Annotated in this window: 21 protein-coding genes; 14 read left to right on the forward strand and 7 right to left on the reverse strand. The window is 36.6% G+C overall.

Going from position 1 to position 17,960, the window contains the following annotated elements; genetic code table 11:
* Position 1: 1 nt before the first annotated feature.
* Together MP478_RS09640 and MP478_RS09645 are read right to left on the reverse strand one after the other, a co-directional pair.
* A complete protein-coding gene (locus tag MP478_RS09640) occupies positions 2-1,582 on the reverse strand; it encodes an ATP-dependent DNA ligase (protein ID WP_257200326.1) in 1,581 nt (526 codons plus the stop codon).
* Positions 1,579-2,601, reverse strand: coding sequence for a ligase-associated DNA damage response exonuclease (locus MP478_RS09645; RefSeq protein ID WP_257200327.1), 1,023 nt, complete (start codon positions 2,599-2,601; stop codon positions 1,579-1,581). The genes MP478_RS09640 and MP478_RS09645 overlap by 4 nt, the downstream gene beginning before the upstream one ends.
* A 201-nt stretch (positions 2,602-2,802) precedes the next feature.
* Between MP478_RS09645 and MP478_RS09650 the strand changes: the two genes are divergently transcribed.
* Genes MP478_RS09650 through MP478_RS09660 form a run of 3 tightly spaced genes read left to right on the forward strand, consistent with a single transcriptional unit; the run spans position 2,803 to position 4,821 of the window.
* Positions 2,803-3,594 (forward strand): SDR family oxidoreductase, encoded by a 792-nt coding sequence (locus MP478_RS09650; RefSeq protein ID WP_230036327.1) that lies wholly within the window; start codon positions 2,803-2,805, stop codon positions 3,592-3,594.
* A 4-nt stretch (positions 3,595-3,598) separates the two neighbouring features.
* Complete coding sequence (locus MP478_RS09655) at positions 3,599-4,000, forward strand: heme-binding protein (RefSeq protein ID WP_257188702.1); 402 nt, start codon at positions 3,599-3,601, stop codon at positions 3,998-4,000.
* A gap of 17 nt (positions 4,001-4,017) precedes the next feature.
* Positions 4,018-4,821 carry an AraC family transcriptional regulator gene (locus tag MP478_RS09660; protein ID WP_257188703.1) on the forward strand — a complete coding sequence of 268 codons (804 nt, stop codon included), beginning with the start codon at positions 4,018-4,020 and terminating at the stop codon, positions 4,819-4,821.
* Between the two features lie 229 nt (positions 4,822-5,050).
* On the opposite strand, the gene MP478_RS09665 is transcribed toward MP478_RS09660, so the two are convergent.
* On the reverse strand, positions 5,051-5,506 hold the full coding sequence (locus MP478_RS09665) for a PPC domain-containing DNA-binding protein (RefSeq protein ID WP_257188704.1): 456 nt from the start codon (positions 5,504-5,506) through the stop codon (positions 5,051-5,053).
* A 135-nt stretch (positions 5,507-5,641) separates the two neighbouring features.
* Between MP478_RS09665 and MP478_RS09670 the strand changes: the two genes are divergently transcribed.
* Complete coding sequence (locus MP478_RS09670; protein WP_257200328.1) at positions 5,642-6,268, forward strand: chloramphenicol acetyltransferase; 627 nt, start codon at positions 5,642-5,644, stop codon at positions 6,266-6,268.
* Between the two features lie 70 nt (positions 6,269-6,338).
* On the opposite strand, the gene MP478_RS09675 is transcribed toward MP478_RS09670, so the two are convergent.
* Positions 6,339-6,932, reverse strand: a complete 594-nt coding sequence (locus tag MP478_RS09675) for a Crp/Fnr family transcriptional regulator (RefSeq protein WP_257200329.1) — start codon at positions 6,930-6,932, stop codon at positions 6,339-6,341.
* Positions 6,933-7,528: 596 nt separating this feature from the next.
* Here MP478_RS09675 and MP478_RS09680 point away from each other — a divergent pair.
* Positions 7,529-7,870 carry a hypothetical protein gene (locus MP478_RS09680; RefSeq protein ID WP_230036315.1) on the forward strand — a complete coding sequence of 114 codons (342 nt, stop codon included), beginning with the start codon at positions 7,529-7,531 and terminating at the stop codon, positions 7,868-7,870.
* 16 nt (positions 7,871-7,886) lie between these two features.
* Here the strand turns inward: MP478_RS09680 and MP478_RS09685 are convergent, their stop codons facing one another.
* Both MP478_RS09685 and MP478_RS09690 read right to left on the reverse strand, forming a co-directional pair.
* The gene (locus tag MP478_RS09685) at positions 7,887-8,618 is read right to left on the reverse strand and encodes an MBL fold metallo-hydrolase (RefSeq protein ID WP_257200330.1); all 732 of its coding nucleotides are present in this window, start codon (positions 8,616-8,618) and stop codon (positions 7,887-7,889) included.
* A gap of 83 nt (positions 8,619-8,701) precedes the next feature.
* Positions 8,702-9,460, reverse strand: coding sequence for an NUDIX hydrolase (locus MP478_RS09690; protein WP_257200331.1), 759 nt, complete (start codon positions 9,458-9,460; stop codon positions 8,702-8,704).
* A gap of 128 nt (positions 9,461-9,588) precedes the next feature.
* Here MP478_RS09690 and MP478_RS09695 point away from each other — a divergent pair, with 128 nt between their 5' ends.
* Entirely contained in the window at positions 9,589-10,875 is a 1,287-nt protein-coding gene (locus MP478_RS09695; RefSeq protein ID WP_230036309.1) for an MFS transporter, read from the forward strand.
* 102 nt (positions 10,876-10,977) lie between these two features.
* On the opposite strand, the gene MP478_RS09700 is transcribed toward MP478_RS09695, so the two are convergent.
* Positions 10,978-11,349: a helix-turn-helix domain-containing protein gene (locus MP478_RS09700; protein ID WP_230036307.1), complete on the reverse strand. Its 372-nt coding sequence runs from the start codon at positions 11,347-11,349 to the stop codon at positions 10,978-10,980.
* Between the two features lie 158 nt (positions 11,350-11,507).
* Between MP478_RS09700 and MP478_RS09705 the strand changes: the two genes are divergently transcribed.
* The 8 genes from MP478_RS09705 to MP478_RS09740 all read left to right on the forward strand — a co-directional run bounded on the left by MP478_RS09705 (position 11,508) and on the right by MP478_RS09740 (position 17,956).
* Entirely contained in the window at positions 11,508-12,449 is a 942-nt protein-coding gene (locus MP478_RS09705) for an alpha/beta hydrolase (RefSeq protein WP_257200332.1), read from the forward strand.
* Entirely contained in the window at positions 12,446-13,612 is a 1,167-nt protein-coding gene (locus MP478_RS09710) for an MFS transporter (RefSeq protein WP_257200333.1), read from the forward strand. The genes MP478_RS09705 and MP478_RS09710 overlap by 4 nt, the downstream gene beginning before the upstream one ends.
* 71 nt (positions 13,613-13,683) lie before the next feature.
* Positions 13,684-14,385, forward strand: coding sequence for a DsbA family protein (locus MP478_RS09715; protein ID WP_257200334.1), 702 nt, complete (start codon positions 13,684-13,686; stop codon positions 14,383-14,385).
* A 142-nt stretch (positions 14,386-14,527) separates the two neighbouring features.
* Positions 14,528-14,992, forward strand: a complete 465-nt coding sequence (locus MP478_RS09720) for a hypothetical protein (RefSeq protein ID WP_257200335.1) — start codon at positions 14,528-14,530, stop codon at positions 14,990-14,992.
* Between the two features lie 10 nt (positions 14,993-15,002).
* Positions 15,003-15,377: a hypothetical protein gene (locus MP478_RS09725; protein ID WP_257188712.1), complete on the forward strand. Its 375-nt coding sequence runs from the start codon at positions 15,003-15,005 to the stop codon at positions 15,375-15,377.
* 71 nt (positions 15,378-15,448) lie between these two features.
* The gene (locus MP478_RS09730; protein WP_257200336.1) at positions 15,449-16,030 is read left to right on the forward strand and encodes a nucleosidase; all 582 of its coding nucleotides are present in this window, start codon (positions 15,449-15,451) and stop codon (positions 16,028-16,030) included.
* A gap of 52 nt (positions 16,031-16,082) precedes the next feature.
* Complete coding sequence (locus tag MP478_RS09735) at positions 16,083-16,877, forward strand: helix-turn-helix domain-containing protein (protein ID WP_257200337.1); 795 nt, start codon at positions 16,083-16,085, stop codon at positions 16,875-16,877.
* A gap of 68 nt (positions 16,878-16,945) precedes the next feature.
* A complete protein-coding gene (locus tag MP478_RS09740; protein ID WP_257200338.1) occupies positions 16,946-17,956 on the forward strand; it encodes a S41 family peptidase in 1,011 nt (336 codons plus the stop codon).
* Positions 17,957-17,960 lie beyond the last annotated feature (4 nt).

Genomic DNA, 17,960 nt, shown 5'->3' on the forward strand with positions numbered 1-17,960 from the left:
ATTACTGTATTAATTTTTTTATTTCTTCCAAATTATCAATTTCATCCACCGTTTTATCTTTCCGCCATCTTACAATTCTGGGAAACCTTAAGGCTACACCACTTTTATGACGGTTACTGAATCCTATACCTTCAAAAGCGATTTCAAAAACAAGCTCTGCTTTTACGGTTCGCACCGGACCAAATTTTTCAATTGCATTTTTGTTTACAAACCGGCTGACTTCCATAATCTCTTTATCCGTAAGCCCGGAATAGGCTTTTGCTATGGTTACCAGAGTATCTCCATTTTTTACAGCAAAACTGTAGTCGGTATAGTAAGCACTTCTCCTGCCGCTGCCTTTTTGGGCATAGATTAAAACGGCATCAATGGTAAACGGATTAATCTTCCATTTCCACCAATCTCCTTTTTTCCGCCCGGAGTGATAGGGAGAGTTCATTTGCTTTAGCATTAATCCTTCACTGTTAATAGCCCTTGAATTTTCCCGTATAGCATTTAATTCTTCCCATTTCTCAAAATCAATATTTCTGGAAATGGTAATGTTTTCAGGATCTTCATTGAGTATTAACTCTTCCAGCATTGCCCTTCTTGAAGAAATAGGTTTCTCCCGCAGGTCATTATTTTCAAGCTCCAGAAGGTCATAAACGAATACTTCTACAGGGATTTCCGATATCATTTTTTTAGTTAAATTCTTCCTGTTTAATCTTTTCTGTAATTCATTGAAATTTAAAACTTTACCATCCTTTACCGCAAGTATTTCTCCATCTAAAACAAAGTTGCCTTTCATGGCTTTTACAGTATCTGCAATTTCCGGAAACTGTTCTGTGACAAGCTCTTCTCCTCTGGACCATATAAAGACTTCATCATTCCTGCGGATGATCTGCCCCCGTATTCCATCCCATTTATATTCTACCAGCCATTCATGAGGGTCTCCCAGCTGGTCAGGCTCTTTTTCTAATGGATAGGCAAGGCAGAACGGATAGGGTTTTGAATTATCCGGGTTGATATTTTCAGCAGAAATTAATTCTTTAAAAGAAACTTCATCAGGCTTCCATTTTCCCATAAGGCTATGCATCAGTACACTGGATTCTTGTCCCGAGAATTTTTTCAGGGCATTGATTAATGTTTTATCCGAAACACCGATGCGGAAGCTTCCCCCTATTAATTTATTGAAGATCAGCCGTTCCGTATAGTCCAGACCGTTCCATGAGTTCAGAACAAATGCTTTCTTTTCTGCCTCTGTTTTATCTTTTAAATGAACAATTTCGTTCATCCACTGTGATAAAGTACGGTCTATTTTTTCCTGAGGCGGAGGAAGGATCAGTGAAATTGTTTCTCCAAGGTCTCCTACAGAAGAATAAGATTCCTGAAATAGCCAGAATGGAAGTTTCGTTATTTCCAAGACCCATTCTTTCATGTAATTGGTGTTAACATTTCTTTTGGGCCTTTTGCCTGTAAATAAAGCAATAAACCATAGCTTATCATCATCCGGAGAACGTTCCAGATAATCAAGGATAGCCTCAATCTTAGCATTGGTTTTATTGGTTGTTTCCAAAGCATTGATCAGATCTGCAAAATGTCTCATACTTCAGGGTTTTCAGGGTTTACCTTTTCTGTTTCTTCATCATCTTCACCAAAAAGAGTTTCCACCACATCGGCATGAATGCCAATTTCATTCAGATATTTTGAAAATATTTCAGTCTGTCCATGGGTAACATGAACAATTTCGGCTTCTGTAGCTTTTACGGTCTGCAAAAGCCCCTTCCAGTCTGCATGGTCACTCATAGCAAATCCTGCATCTGCACTCCGCCATCTTCGGGCACCCCGCACCTGCATCCATCCTGAACATAGGGCCGTTGCCGGATCAGGAATTTTTTTAATGATATTGCTGTCCAGTAAAGCCGGCGGAACAATAACAATTTCGTGTTCCATCTCTTTTGGACGTTCTTTAAAATCTGCAATGGTATAATCGGGAAGCTTGATTCCGACAGTTTCAAAAGCCTCATTCAATTTTCCAATGGAGTAATGGACATATATTTCTCCCAATCCTTCCACAGCTTTCATAATCCGCTGGGCTTTTCCTAAAGAATATCCAATAAATACAGAGGTTTTACTGTTTTCTTTATTCTTCAGTACCCAGTTCTGTAGCTTTTTATTTAAATCCTGAACTTCCAGCCAATTGTAAATAGGCAGTCCAAAAGTACTCTCTGTAACAAATTCATTACATCTTACCAGTTCAAAAGGGGTACTCAGCCCATCATACTGAACTTTATAATCACCAGAAATAACCGTTACATATCCTTTATATTCAAGTCTGATCTGTGCAGAACCAATAATATGGCCCGCAGGATGAAGGGAAACCTGTACACCGTTCATATTAATTTTTTCTCCATATTCTATTCCCTGGCATTCAATATCCAATCCTATTCTTTGATACAGGATCGGTTTTGTAAAATGATGACAGAGGTATTTTTTCATTCCCCAACGGGCATGGTCAGCATGTCCATGGGTAATGACCGCCATATCTACAGGCCTCCAGGGATCTATATAAAATTTTCCCTGTGGACAGTAAATACCTTTTTTAGTAAATGTGATTAATTTCAATGGTGTGATTGGTTTTATAGAATGACCTTCAAAAACTTAACCAAATTACAATAAACCGTTTACTTTTACACCGCAATATGAAAAAATACCTTGTAGTCGCAATACATCAGATGAACTTTCCAGCAATAAAAAATTGAACTTTACAACAATAGTAACCTTTCGCAAATCTTTGAAATTTGTATCATCATAAAAAAGAATACAATGAGTAAAACAATTTTGATTACAGGTGCAGCAAGCGGATTTGGGAAGATTGCTGCTTTTGATTTGGCAAAGAAAGGACACAAAGTAATTGCCACAGCTCAGGTTTATCCTCAGATGAGTGATTTAATCAGAGAAGCTAAAGAAAAGGGAATCGATCTTACAGTTGATAAGCTGGATGTCACCAATTCCCGTGATATCGCTTATATCCATCAAAAATATGATATCGATATTTTAATCAGCAATGCCGGGATTATGGAAGGAGGCCCTATTGCTGAACAGCCACTGGAATTGATCCGTTCTATGTTTGATGTGAATGTATTTGGTGGGCTGGAGCTGGCTCAGGGGTTCGTCAAAAAGTTCATTGAACAAAAGAAGCCGGGTAAAATCGTATTCACCACTTCTATGGGTGGGCTGTGGACTGTACCTTATGTTGCTGCATACTGTGCCTCAAAACATGCAATGGAATCTATTGCAGAAGGTTTAAAAACAGAACTGGCCCAGTTTAATATTAAAATTGCAACCTGCAATCCTGGAGTATTTGGAACAGGCTTTAATGACCGTGGGGTAGACTCTATTTTCCGATGGTATAATCCTGAGACCAACTTTACGCCTCCATCTGTCTTTGACGGTACTGCAGAGTCACTGGCTCATCAGTTAGATCCACAATCTATGGCAGACTGCATTGTGAATGTAGCTTTAGATGATCATTCCAATTTTAGAAATGTACATCCCAAAGAAACGGAGGATTTTGTAAAACAGCTTCAGGCTGAGGCATGGACGGCAAAAAGTTAATCATATGGGAATCAATTATGATCTGGCAGAAAAAGCATTAAAAGCAGCTGTCCGGAAAGCAAAAACGCTGAATATTCCTGTAAGCATTGCCGTGGTGGATACCGGGGGACATCTGGTTTCTTTTGCAAGGTTAGACAGTGTATATGGGGTGATTGATTTTGCAGTGAAAAAGGCAAAGACGGCTGTTATGTTTGGTGTTGACAGTGATATTATGGGCAGTATTATTGCCGGAGCTGACATGCATGGCTATGGAATGCTGATTTCTAATGGGGGACTGTTAACAATTGGCGGAGGAGTAGTTATTAAAAATACTCAGGGAGAAATTATCGGAGCAATCGGCTCTTCAGGCGGAAGTCCCGAGCAGGATAAAGAGATTGCAACGGCAGGCGCTTCCGGTATCGCTTAATTTCAGATATTTGTACAATGGAGAATACTTCTGAAATCATCTTTGATAAACTGGTTTATTCATGTGCTTTTGAAACGTACAGGGGGCATGAAGAATTTATTCCGGATCATTTTCTGGGATTTCAAATATCCGGAGAAACGCATGCTTTTCATGATCAGGGGAAAACTGTTGTTAAAGAAAATACCGTGGTGCTGGTCAGAAAAAATCAATTGATCAGAACTATTAAATATCCTTCAGAAAAAGAGAAGTATCAGTTTATATCAATTACCCTTGATCTTGAAACATTGCGGCAATATGCTACAGAAAATAAAATTGTTATGGATGCTCCGTTTGCGGGTAATCAAAGATTATTTTTTGAACCGGATGATTTTTTCAGAGGTTATTTTCAGTCTCTTCTTCCGTATGTTGACAAAACAAAAGAAGTGACGCTGAGACTTGCTATTTTAAAGATCAGGGAAGCTATAGAGCTTATTTTACAAAGCAATCCGGATTTTAAGAATTTGCTGTTTGATTTTTCAGAACCTCATAAGATCGACCTGAAAGAATTTATGAATAAAAATTTCATGTTCAACGTCTCTGTAGAGGCTTTTGCCAAGCTTACAGGGCGAAGTCTCTCAGGATTTAAGAGAGATTTTAATAAAACTTTCAGTAAAACACCCAAACAATGGCTCAAGGAAAAAAGACTGGAAGAAGCGTATTATCTGATCAGGTACAAACAAAAGAAGCCATCAGATATCTATCTGGATCTTGGTTTTGAAAATCTTTCCCATTTTTATTATTCTTTTAAAAAAAAATACGGGAAGACAACATCTGAAGTTTAGCTTAAAATAAAATGATGGTGAAATTCCATTGTTAAAAGACACAGCAATATTAAAAGGGAGCGGGAATAATCGCTCCTTTTTCTATATAAGGGATCATTTTTCTGCTTTAAACATATCAGACATCGCCTCAAATTAAGATCGCCATGCCGTGCTGAAGATAATCTCAAGCAGAGCCTCAAACCTCAAATGAATATTTCATCAAATAATACTGTCAGCAACAACTGGCAACTTATTTCTCAAAATCATAGAGGTTAATCCCTATTTCTTGATTTCTAACTTTTACTACCCTGGTAGACAGCGGGTAAAAAATAAATTCTGCAGCCCCCTGAATAGTTGCTTCTAACAGATGGCCGGCAAGAGCCGTATAATCTTCTCTCCCCAGGGTAATATGGAGGTGAAGGGTGAGTTTTTCTTCTATTTCAGCAACATTTCCTGAAATATTGGTTACTTCCATTTGTTCTTTAAAAGTTGTATCAACATAATTTTTTGTTGAAGGATTAAAGAAACGAAGGGTAGCCTCACTTACAGCTCCTATTCCCGTAATTTCTCCTGCCTGAATATTCTGGTCCCGTACAAAATCTGTTAAAGTTTCAACAATTTTAGAATGATTTTTAAGGCTTACAATATAAATATGATCAACTTTTCTGGCTGACCAATGAGTTCCTTTTACGTTGTGGATATCCATGATCTTATTTTTCTTATTCTGAAGCAAAAAATTAACCAACCAGGGAACTTTACCGAATAAGTTTTTATTATATTTTTCACAGGAAATTTTTAAAAACCGGGAAACTTTCTGAAATTTGCAGCAAATAAAAAATAAATGAAGATCGTCGATATTGAAAGTTGGAACAGAAAGGAGCATTTTGAATTTTTTTCAGGTATGGCAAGTCCGTACCTTGGCTTTACAACGGAGGTAGATTGCACAAAAGCCTATGAAACGGCTAAAGAAAACGGGTATTCTTTCTTCGCTTATTATTACCATAAATCTATGGTTGCTATCAATACAGTTGAAGAATTAAAGCTTAGAATAGTAGAGGGAGAGGTCATTCAGTTTGATACAGTTCATGCGGGAAGTACTATTGGAAGGCCTGACGGTACTTTTGGCTTTTCTTTTACTCATTTTTCGGAAGATTTTGAAATTTTCAATACTGCCCTGCAGGAAGAAATAAAAGGAGTACATCAATCATCAGGGCTTCGGTTAAGCAATGAAAGGCTGGGAAAAGATCATGTAAGGCATACGACTATTCCATGGAATTCTTTCACCGCTATTTTACATCCTACAGATTTTAATACAACAGAATCGGTTCCGAAGGTTGCTTTTGGAAAATTTAATATCCGCGATGGAAAAAAATACATGCCGGTATCTGTTGAGGCACATCATGGGTTGGCAGACGGTATTCATCTTGCAAAATATATAGAGGAATTTCAAAGACAGCTTGATCTGTAAGAACAGTCTTTACACCCAGACTACTCAGTTGATTTAAAGGAAAGGAAGCTTCTTATAGATGTTTTCTTTCCTAATAATAGATTTTTCTTTTCTCAATCTTTACAATATTATCTTTTTCCATTTGCTTGATGGTACGTATAACAGTTTCTACACATAATCCGGTAAGCGAGGCAAGCTGTTGACGGGTAAGCGGTACCTGAAATGAATAGGCTGCTTTATCATCGTGATAACTTTTCAGGTAATCCAGCAGCAATTTTAATTTTGAAACGGGGCTTTGAAAAGAGAGATTGTAAAGCATAATATATTTATAATACATCCTTTCCGCAAGACATTGATAAATATTCAGCGAAATCTCAGGATTGCCCCTTATTAAACTTAAAAACTTTTCTCTGGACATTTTGAAGATAGAGGATTTTTCCATGGCTACGGCGTTCATAGGATAAGGACGGTCTACAAATAACAGTGACTCACCAAAACTGTGGCCGTCAGAAAATAGGTTCTGAATAAATTCTTTTCCGTCTTCAGTATAGTTGTTAAGCTTAATTTTTCCTTTTTCAATCTGATAATAATACATCGGATATTCCTTCTCACGGAAAATGAGATCTCCCGCTTTATAGTTTATTATTTCGGCTCCAAAAAAAGTTAATAAATCTTCATTGATCATATTCGTGACTATAGCTAATTAAACTTCAAAATATTCCTAATACCTTTTTATAGATAACAGGAATGCTGCATTTAAAAAAATAAAGAAACATCTATTTTATTTGTTTTTATCACCATGTGGTACCATATATCTACCACAAATATTCATTTTTATGAAATCAATAAATTGAAAGGTATTGATCAGGATCATAAAAAGTGAACAAAGAATCTGCTACTTTTACATTATGTTAAAATAAAGAGACATAAACAATGGTAAACCGCCTGATGAAAGCGGTTATGATATTTTGCTTAAAAACATAACGTGGTATGTATGTGGTACACTGTTTTAATAGAATTTTAATCATTTTTTCTTTCTTTGCTCTGTATAAAAATGATAGTAATCCTATATGTGTAATATTTTAACATGATAGCTCAATACTGGTAAAATATAATTGCTGTTATTGAATTGTATTTAGAAAAAAGAATAAAACTTTTAATACATAAAATTATTTAATTTCTGTACTGAATGGTAAAAACAGAAATTGATAAGAGAAAAAGATATTGTACTGATGCATACAATAATGCTGCATCAGACTTTAGTAGAGATGAGAACGTACTATGAAAAACAAAAAACCTGAATCCAATTTAGAGGATTTGAATCAGAAGATTCTTGTAGAAGACGAAATTATGGCACTTGCTAAAGCAAACTCTCCTCGTTTACTTAGTAAGTTCAGGTTAGTCTATCCTGATTTTTTCGAAAAATTGTCTGCTATACAGCCTGGCCTTAAAAATTCTGAAGCTATTTTTTGTATTTACCTGAAGCTTAATATGACGACAAAAGAAATAGCCACATGTATATTTGTTACTCCAAAAGCAATACAAAACAGGAAAAACAGGATCAGAAAGAAACTCAATATTCCTTCTGAGCTTGATATTTATAAATGGTTTAATGAAATTTAAACCATTTTTTTTGAACTTAAATTTCTATAATAGCTTTGTTCAGATCATGGTAAAGGAGTATTTTCCAACGGTTTTCTTTTGCTTCTTTTTCCCATGTAAGCCTTAACTCCATTGCCTTTCTGCCGTCGAAATCACTTTTGTAAGCCAGGTGATATTTTAAATAGGAGGCCTGGGGAAGATCATCAGCACCGTAAAAAGCCGTTTCTCCGTTTTCCCGGATCCAGAAAACCTGCATAAAAGGGGTATGACCGCCAACCACTTCGTACGCTATCTCATCGGTAATCTGCCCTTTATCTTCATGCATCCATACAATATTAGGAAATTGGATCATTTTTTCCAGGATCCCGAAATCGAAAGAAGGATTCCCTTTATTCTCCATGGCAAAATCCAGCTCACGCTTTTGAATGTAAATTTCAGCATTCGGAAAGGTAGGTTCAAAACCATAGTCTGTAGCTGTTACAGCACCTTCTATATGGTCTTTATGGAGATGGGAGAGCAGTACTTTTGTAACCTGTTCCGGTTTGATATTTTCTCTATTCAGGATTTCAGAAACAACAGTGACTTCATTCTCATTTTTCCATCCAATACCAGTATCCAGAAGGATATAGTCATTTTCTGTGATAATCAGAAAAGGCTGTACAGACATTTTGATCCCTTTGGCCGTATCAAAATTTTCTGATGTTAAAAGACTGAAATCTTTTGTTTTGCTTGCTGAGAAATTACCTTCTTTGAGGGGAATGATTTTCATGATGCAAATTTCTTCAATATTTCTAAAAGTTCAAAGGTTTTTCATCAATCAGGATCATCAACAAAAGCAATCGTACAGATGATCTACCAGTTATTCAAACCATTTTTCAAGGCTTTTGTATAGTTTTCCTGATCAAAAGAATAAAGATCAGGGGATTTATGGGCTCCTCCACGTCTTTGTTCTTCTAGTTTTCTTAATATGCCTAAGTTTTTAATCTTTCTGTAAAAGTTTCCGCGATTAAGTGTTTTACCCAATATCGCTTCATAGAGTTTTTGCAGTTCGGGAAGGGTAAACTTTTCAGGAAGCAGATTGTATCCGATAGGTTTATAGGAAATTTTTTCCCTGAGAGTCAGCAGTGCCTTTTCAATGATTTCCCGGTGATCCATAGCAAGCTCAATTTCCTGAAGCTGCCTTAAATAAACCCATTCACAGGTTTCACTCATTTCGTCAGCAACCGGATTGATTTCAGAAGAGTGGTACAGGGCATAATAGCCCACCGAAATAAACCGCTGTTTCTGGAAAAGACTGTCATCAAAATCTTCAAAATAAGACTCACTTCTGTTTTTCTTTCCGAAGACCCCGAATTCTTCAAGAAAAACATGGGTTATACCTGTCCGGGATTCCAGGATTCTGAGTACGGCTTCATCCAGATCTTCATCCTTACGTACATATCCTCCGGGAAGAAGCCATTGTTTTTTATAATTCATTTTTGCCAGCAAAACTTTCAGCTCATTCTGATCAAAACCAAAAATAACAGGATCCGCTGAAAGGTGAGGGAGGTAAATTTCTTTTGCTTCTGCAGACCGTTTTAGAATCTGCCCTTTAGAATCGATATCATTCATAAATAAGTGTGTTTGGCAAATGTAAGATAAAAACATATTGATACTTCAAAAATACTTTATTAAAGGCAGTTTTGAGAAAAATAATCTATTATACCGACAGATTAAATAGATGATTTCCTTGTATTAAAATGACTACCTTTGAACTCTTAAAAAAAGAATATATTTCTGACGGATCTGACAGGCTCCACCATTCGAAATCATTTTCTACCCACTCTAATTTTATTTGTAATATGCAGGAGAACGCTTCTAACGGTATTTCAAGGACTGTAATCTGGCTGATGGCCATTATTTCCGGGCTTGTGGTAGCTAATAATTACTATAACCAGCCTTTGCTGGCCCTTATTTCTGAAGATCTTAATGTTTCGGAAAGTGCAGCGAGCAGGATCTCGGTACTTACCCAGATTGGGTATGCGCTGGGATTATTGTTGCTTGTCCCATTGGGAGATAAATTTTACCGTAAAAAACTGATTTTAATTGATCTATTTCTTGTTTTTGGATCCCTGTTATGGATGACTTTTGCCACACAGTTATGGATGCTATACGCAGCCAGTCTACTGATCGGAGCAACATCTGTTATCCCGCAGCTATTTGTTCCCATTGCGGCAGAGCTATCATCAGATAAGGAGAAAGCTGGCAATATCGGGCTTGTAATGTCCGGTCTGTTATTAGGAATTCTACTTTCCCGTTTTGTGGGCGGAATTGTAGGGGAAGTCTGGGGATGGAGAGCTATGTTTGGAATTGCAGCAGGCTTAATGATTTTAGTTTGGGTGGCTGTTTATAAAATGCTTCCGGAACTGCATCCGAATTTCAAAGGCACTTATAAAGAACTGATGCGTTCTGTGGCTCATCTTGCCAAAACACAGCCTATTCTTCAGCTGGCGTCATTCCGGGGAGCAATGGCTTTCGGGTCTATGTGTGCTTTGTTTACTACTTTGGTTTTTCATATGGAAAAGCCGCCTTTTAATGCTGGCTCTTCAGTGGTAGGAAGTTTCGGACTGGCAGGAGCGGTAGGCGCATTGGCAGCTGCGAAAGTAGGAAAGTTGCAAAAATATCTGGATCTCAACCGGATTATACTGTATTCGTTATTGATTGTCATTGGAAGCTGGGGGTTTACCTATTTTGCCGGAGAAACCTATTGGGGACTGATTGTAGGAGTAATTCTTGTAGACCTAGGGGTACAGTCCAGCCATATTATGAACCAAACCAATTACTTTTTGATAAAATCCAATGCTGTCAACAGACTCAATACGGTGTATATGGTTTCTTATTTCATTGGAGGATCATTAGGTACCTGGCTGGCTTCTGTTGCATGGCAGAAAGCACAGTGGGCAGGGGTTTGTTTTGTAGGAACAACCTTTGGCGTTTTAGCACTGATTGCCCATATCCTCTTTTGTCAAAGAGTCAACAAAAACTGAGATCACACTCATACAATAATAAAAAATCTCTGATTAGTATTGATCAGAGATTTTGTTTTTATAAGAAGAAGTTCTATATTTTCCTGTGATATAAAGCTATTCCTAAACTTCTACCTGTTCCTGTAGCAATTCCCGATGTTTTCCTCCCCATTTACTTAGCTCGTTCCAGATAGGGATAAGCTCTCTGGCAATATCAGTGAGTTCGTAATCTACTCGGGGTGGTACCTCGGCATGAACTGTTCTTTTTAATAAGCCTTCTTTCTCCAGTTCTCTCAGCTGCAGGGTAAGCATTCTTTCTGTTATTCCTGAAATTGATTTCCGAAGTTCACTGAAACGCAGTTTTCCGTCTTTAAGCTTATCCAGAATCAGAAGTTTCCATCTTCCTCCAATCTTACAAACCGCATAGGTGAGATCACATTCATGAATATACTGCCTGTTGATATTATTGGTTGAGTTTTCTTTTATTTTTCCCATTACTTACAAATTTGTTAGTACCGTACAATTCACTGTATACAGTGCAAATGTAAGGCTTGAAATTTAATTTTGTACCATCAAAGAGAAAAACACAGCAATAAAGGAATGATAGCGCTACAGTTCCCTGCTGAAATAATGTAATTTAAAATTAAATAACAATGCAGTTTACACCACAAATCAATCGGATTTTAAATCAATTAGAAAAGATACACTCATTTAATGCCCAGAGCCCATTAGATGATACCCGAAAATACCTTGAAACAATGACGCTTCAGCTTAGCGGGAAAAAGGAAATCGTGACTATGATTGAAGAATTGAATATTCCGAAGGAAAATTATCAGATTCCCATCCGTATTTATCGCCCTAAGGGAAAAACAGCTCAGAAATCATCCGCCATTATTTATGTACACGGGGGTTGGTTTATTGCCGGAGGATATGAAACTCACGATGCTGTTGCCCGTAAGCTAGCCAATAAAACCGGTTCTGTCATTATTTTTGTAGATTACCGTCTTGCTCCTGAGCATCCTTTTCCTGCGGGACTTAATGATACTATTGATGCTGTAAAATGGGTGGCAGACCATGCTGATTCTTTAGGAATCGATCAAAATCAAATTGGAATTATAGGCGACAGTGCCGGAGGGGCACTTGCAGCAGCTGTTTCAACGGAGGTAGGAGCCCTGCTGAAGTTTCAGGTATTAATTTACCCTGCTGCAGACAATACATTCACTTCCAATTCCTGGAAAGTGTACGAAAACGGTCCTGTTTTAAATAAAGAAGGAGGAATACAGGCGTGGAACTGGTATCTTCCTGAAGATCAGGCCAACAATCCTTTAGCAATCCCTGTTTTATTGGAAAATTTTAAAAAGACTCCACCCACACTGATTATTTTAGCAGAACACGATCCGTTGATTGATGATGGAAAGCAGCTTGCCGGCAACATGGAAAATGCAGGTATTGCTGTCAAAAAAAGCCTTTATAACGAAATGGTTCATGGATTTATGCATATGGGAGAAGTATTGGATGAAACACAATCCGCAATTAATGAAATCGCTGAATTTGCCCAGCAGAATTTTAAAACGATTAATGAAAATCAGCTATGAAAAAGTATGCTTATATAGGCTGTCTGGGATTTATTGCAGTCATCACAACGGAGTTTGGGGTCATTGGTATTCTTCCTCAGATTGCAGAACATTACAGTATCAGTATTGATAAAGCAGGCTATCTGTTGAGTGCTTTTGCCCTGGTAATTGCTCTTACGGGGCCCTTTATGACATTGCTTACCTCAGGGTTTGACCGGAAAAAAATAATGCTGGCTGCTATTTTTATGTTTTTGGTTACAGGATTTGTTTCTTCATTTTCACCGCCATTTTGGCTGCTGATGATTGTTAGAATTCTTCCTGCATTTCTACAGCCTGTGTATATTGCATCTGCTCTGTCTGTAGCCATATCTCAGGCCGAAGAACATAAAAAAAACGGGCTGATGAGCATTGTTTTCAATGGAGTTGCTATCGCTATGGTAACCACAGTTCCCTTTGCTACGTGGGTTTCCGGCCTTTGGTCATGGGAATATTCTTTTATGATTCAGACTGCAGTAAGTTTAATAGCACTTATTACGATTCAGTTTCTGTTACCGTCAATGCCGGTACTGCAGAAGAAATCTTTTGGAAGTCAGGTAAGTATACTTACTCAGCCTTCTTTTGTCTTAAGTACATTGACTAATTTTTTTATGATTACAGCCTGGTTTTCTACGTACAGCTATTTTGCAGACTACCTGAACAAAGCAAAAGGTATGGACACTACAATGATAAGTTATATGCTGCTGGTTTTTGGAACGATTGGAATTTTCGCCAACTGGATTGCCGGGAAAATGCTTAATAAAAATGTAGCCGTAACAACGGCATTTTTCCTCTCCGGAACCATTTTAGTGCCCATCCTGCTATATGTTTCAGACGGAAATATGATAGCCACTATTCTGGTCATAGGGATTTGGGGATTTCTTTATTCCCCAAGCTTTTTGAATGCTTCTACTTATATGATATCAGCAGCTCCGGGTTCTTTAGAATTTGCCAATAGCCTGGCAACATCATTTGGAAATTTAGGGGTTACTTTAGGAACAACTATCGGAGGTTGGATTATTGTCACAAAAGGAGTCGTCTTTACACCCTGGATTGGAGTTATTTTTGGACTTCTTGCATTTTCCATGATGATCTTAAAAGGACTGTATGAAAAACGGAACCAGTCTACAATACCCTGTAAAGAATAAACTGTAACAAATTTTATTACATTAAAATAAATTCGTATCTTTGCTGTAGTAAATTTCATAAAATACCTACAATGAAAATAGAAATATGGTCGGACGTGATGTGTCCGTTTTGTTATATCGGAAAAAATAATTTTGAACAAGCGCTGAACAAACTTCCTTTTAAAGATGAAGTAGAAGTAGAGTGGAAGAGTTTCCAACTGGATCCAAGTCTGGACCCAAAGCAAACGCAGAATACAATTGAATATTTTAGAGAAAAGAAAGGATTTCCTGAAGCACAGGCTACCCAAATGATCAGTCAGGTTGCCCAGATGGGAAAAGGAGCGGGAATTGATTTTAATTTTGAAAAAGCTCTGATCACTAATACTTTCAGTGCCCACAAATTGCTTCATTTGGCTAAGAAGTACAACAAGTCTAATGAGATGGAAGAAGCTTTATTCATTGCCCATTTTATCGATGGTAAGAATGTAGGGGACACGGAAGTTTTGGTTTCTCTTGCAGAAAATTTAAGAATTGATAAAGAAGAAGCAAGAAAGGCTGTCACTTCAGATCAGTTGGATTATGAAGTGAACCAGGATATTCTGGAAGCCAGAAATAATGGGGTTTCCGGCGTTCCGTTCTTTGTCCTGAATGGAAAATATGCTGTTTCCGGAGCACAGCCGGTAGAAGCTTTTGAAGAAGCACTTCAGCAGACTTATAAAGAAACGGTAAGTCCTTTTAAGGATATTTCAGGAGGCAGTGGTGCTTCGTGTGATGCTGATGGATGCAGTATCTAATATTTATTTTAACCCCCAAAACATTTTGACTTTGTTTTGGGGGTTTTACATAAGATGTTTATTGGATTGTGAAAAATCTTTTGAAATATATTGGAATATTTTTATATTTGAAACTTATCTTTACTAAGATCATCTCCAATTAATGAAACATTTCTTAACTATTATTCCATTTATTTTATCAATAAGCTGTAAAAATAATAAAGAACCAATCATTGAATATATTCCTTCTATAGCATTGGATACTTTAAAGGAGCAAAATTATATTGCAATATTTGATGATGCTACTGAAAAGAAGGCAGATCTTACCCAATCTGAATTAAAGATCATAGATAAAAATGTAATCAAGGCTGTCAATGAGTACAATGATAAAATCGAGAATAAGAAATATAGATTAAACTTAAGGAATTACTTTAGACAATATTATGTTTCAACAGATTCTAATGGAGAAAAAATTGTTAGAGTGTTTTGCTTCTGTGAGCATATGGATAATAATGATTGGCGAACTGAAAAATTGATTGTACATGATGGAGGAAAATGTTATTTCAATGTTGTAATCAATATTACCAAACAGTATCATCATGATTTAAAAACTCATGGAATAGCTTAAAAAGTTGATTATGAAAATTAGTAGCAGTGTGAGAATAGTCTCCATTATTTCTTATTTACTGATCATTTTAGCAGGTGAAATGATTGGCCTGCCATTTATATGCTGGCTTTTGTTTACGGTCTTTGATGTTGGAAATACTGATCAGATATTTGCAATTCTGGGAATTTTAGGAATTGTACTGAATGTAACCGGTTGGCGAAACAGAATTCCAGTCACAATCCTGAGCTTTATTCTAATGCTCTCTCCCCTCATAAGCAGAATGATAGAGGTCCCTCTTGTAAAATTTAATTATTTATCATTTGAAATTCCTTTGTTTACTTTTATAATCAGTTATCTGATATTTATTATTCTTAATGTTCAAAGACAAAAGTTTCAGACTATATAATATTTACAAAATACAGAAAACTATTATATCTTTGTAAGACTCTATAAACAAGGTATACATCTCATTTCTCTATGATAAAAATTAATAACGAAGCTCATTATCCAATAGCGGATACTCTTTTTGTTTTTGCATTAGACTCAGAAGCAGGAACTGTATTTGACGGAAAAAATAAATTGGTAACAGGAATTGGAAAAGTCAATGCAGCGATAGAACTGACCAGAGAAATTCATCTTAGAAAACCCAAATTGATTGTTAATTTAGGTTCGGCAGGGAGCAAAGGGTTTCATAAAGGAGAAGTGGTATGCTGTACAAAATTTATCCAGCGGGATATGGATGTGAGAGGGCTTGGATTTCAACTCTATGAGACTCCGCTGTCAGGAGTACCTCCTGTATTGGAATATGGACTTAAAATGGATGCTTTACAAGAAGGAATCTGTGGCAGTGGCGATAGTTTTGAAATGAACCATTCTGAGACGGATTATAATATTGTGGATATGGAGGCATATCCGCTGGCGCTTATTGCTCAAAAAGAAAACATTCCGTTTTTATGCCTGAAATACATTTCTGACGATGCAGGAAGTGATGCCGCAGATGACTGGAGTGTACAGGTACATTTGGCTTCGGAAGCTTTTAAGAAAATATTATTTTCGTAAGGAGCAGTCCGTAAGATTATTGTAAGATTCTTTTTTTAAGACCTCCGATTATATGAAAGTTACTTTTTACCAGCCGGTACATCCTGTTCTAAAAAAATATATTGAAGGGTATTATTTTATAGAAAAAGATGACGATCATCAGCCGGTCAGGTATCTTACATTTCCGGATAATTATTGTATTGTATCAGCTTGTCAGGATGTATCCGTTACTCAAGTTAAAGGAAGGGTGGAGATCAGCAGATCTTTATCAGAAAATGTGGTGATGGATTTTGTTTTCAGATGTACTGAACCTACAGAGATCTTTTATAAGCAATCTGTTAATGAAGTCACGCTTTACTTTAAGCCACTGGGGATTTATCACTTTTTTGATGCAGATGGCAGTGAAGCTCTGGAAAAAAATATTCAACTTTCAGATTTTAAAGAGATTATTACTGCCGTTTTAAAAGAACCCAACAGAAGTAATCAAATTGAAATGCTGGAACATTACTGGCTTTCAATATTCTCTCAGAAAGATATAAAGCTGGCCTATACAATCCTGGCCGATTTTGAAACAGAACTTAGTATCGAAGAAATTGCGGCAAAAAATAAAATAACGAGACAGTATGTCAATAAAGTCTCCAAGAAGTATTTGTTTAAACCTGCCTCAGAATTCAGAAAGATCCAGCGGTTCCGTAATGTGTTAATCTCAAATAAAAAATCCAAAAGTCTTACAGAACTGTCATATGAGCATCTTTTTTATGATCAGTCGCATCTTATTAAAGACTTTAAGGAGCTGACAAGAATAAGCCCCGGGAAATTCTTTGACAACGTAGATACTGAAAAGAATAATATCTGGTTTTATATCTAAGTTTCCATTTTTACAATTTCTACGATTTCCATTGAGATATTTTTACTGAAATATTTAAACTTATTTCTATGAAAAAATTATTGGCAGGAATTTTCCTTTTCCATTCTTTATATTCTTATGCGCAGAAAGATGATATGACAGCAGTACTTTCTGATATTACAGAAAAAGTAAAGAGCTATTATATTGATAAAACAACTTATAAAAAGGTAGATTCCTTGTTTCAAAGTGACCTTAAAAAAGGAACTTATACTACCTTAAATAAAAAAGATTTTGCGGCACTCCTCACCCAAAAGTTGAGGAAAGATATCAAAGACGGACATTTTTTTGTTAAATATCTAGAAAACTATAGTCCTGAAAAACTGGTTGATGAAAAGGAAAAGGTGAGATTAAACAATTTTCATAACAGTCTTGAAAATTTTGGCTTTGAAAGTGTCCGGCGGCTGGAAGGCAATATAGGTTACATTAATTTTAAAGGTTTCGCATCCCCTGAAGCCAGTGCAGCTACGTTGGCCGGAGCAATGAATTTTGTGGCCAATACCAATTCCCTGATTATTGATCTTAGAGAAAATGAAGGAGGGGACAATGGAATGCTTCTGTTATTCTGCAGTTATTTTTTTGATAAAAAAACAGATCTTTATACCACCTATTTCAGACATGATGATAAGACTGTAATGAACAGTACTCAATCTAATGTTGCCGGGACAAAATATCTCCATAAAAAAATCTATATTCTTACCAGTGGAACTACTTTTTCTGCCGCAGAAGGCCTTGCCTACTTTTTGCAACAACATAAATTAGCAGAAGTAATAGGTGAAAAAACGGGTGGTGCTGCCAATCCGGTAGATCATTTTATACTTCAAAATCAGTATTTACTTCTTGTTCCGGCGGGAAAAATAACCTCTTTAACCAGCCATACCAACTGGGAACATATCGGAGTACTACCTGACCAGGAAGTAAAAGCTGAAAATGCTTTAAAAACTGCCCATATCAGAATTTTAAAGAATATTGTAAAAACAGAAACAAAAACAGAACTCAGCATACCCGAAATAAAAAATCTTATTAATAAATTAGAGCAATAAATAT

Source organism: Chryseobacterium sp. WG14 (assembly GCF_024586945.1).
In the GTDB taxonomy this organism is placed as follows: Bacteria; Bacteroidota; Bacteroidia; order Flavobacteriales; family Weeksellaceae; genus Chryseobacterium.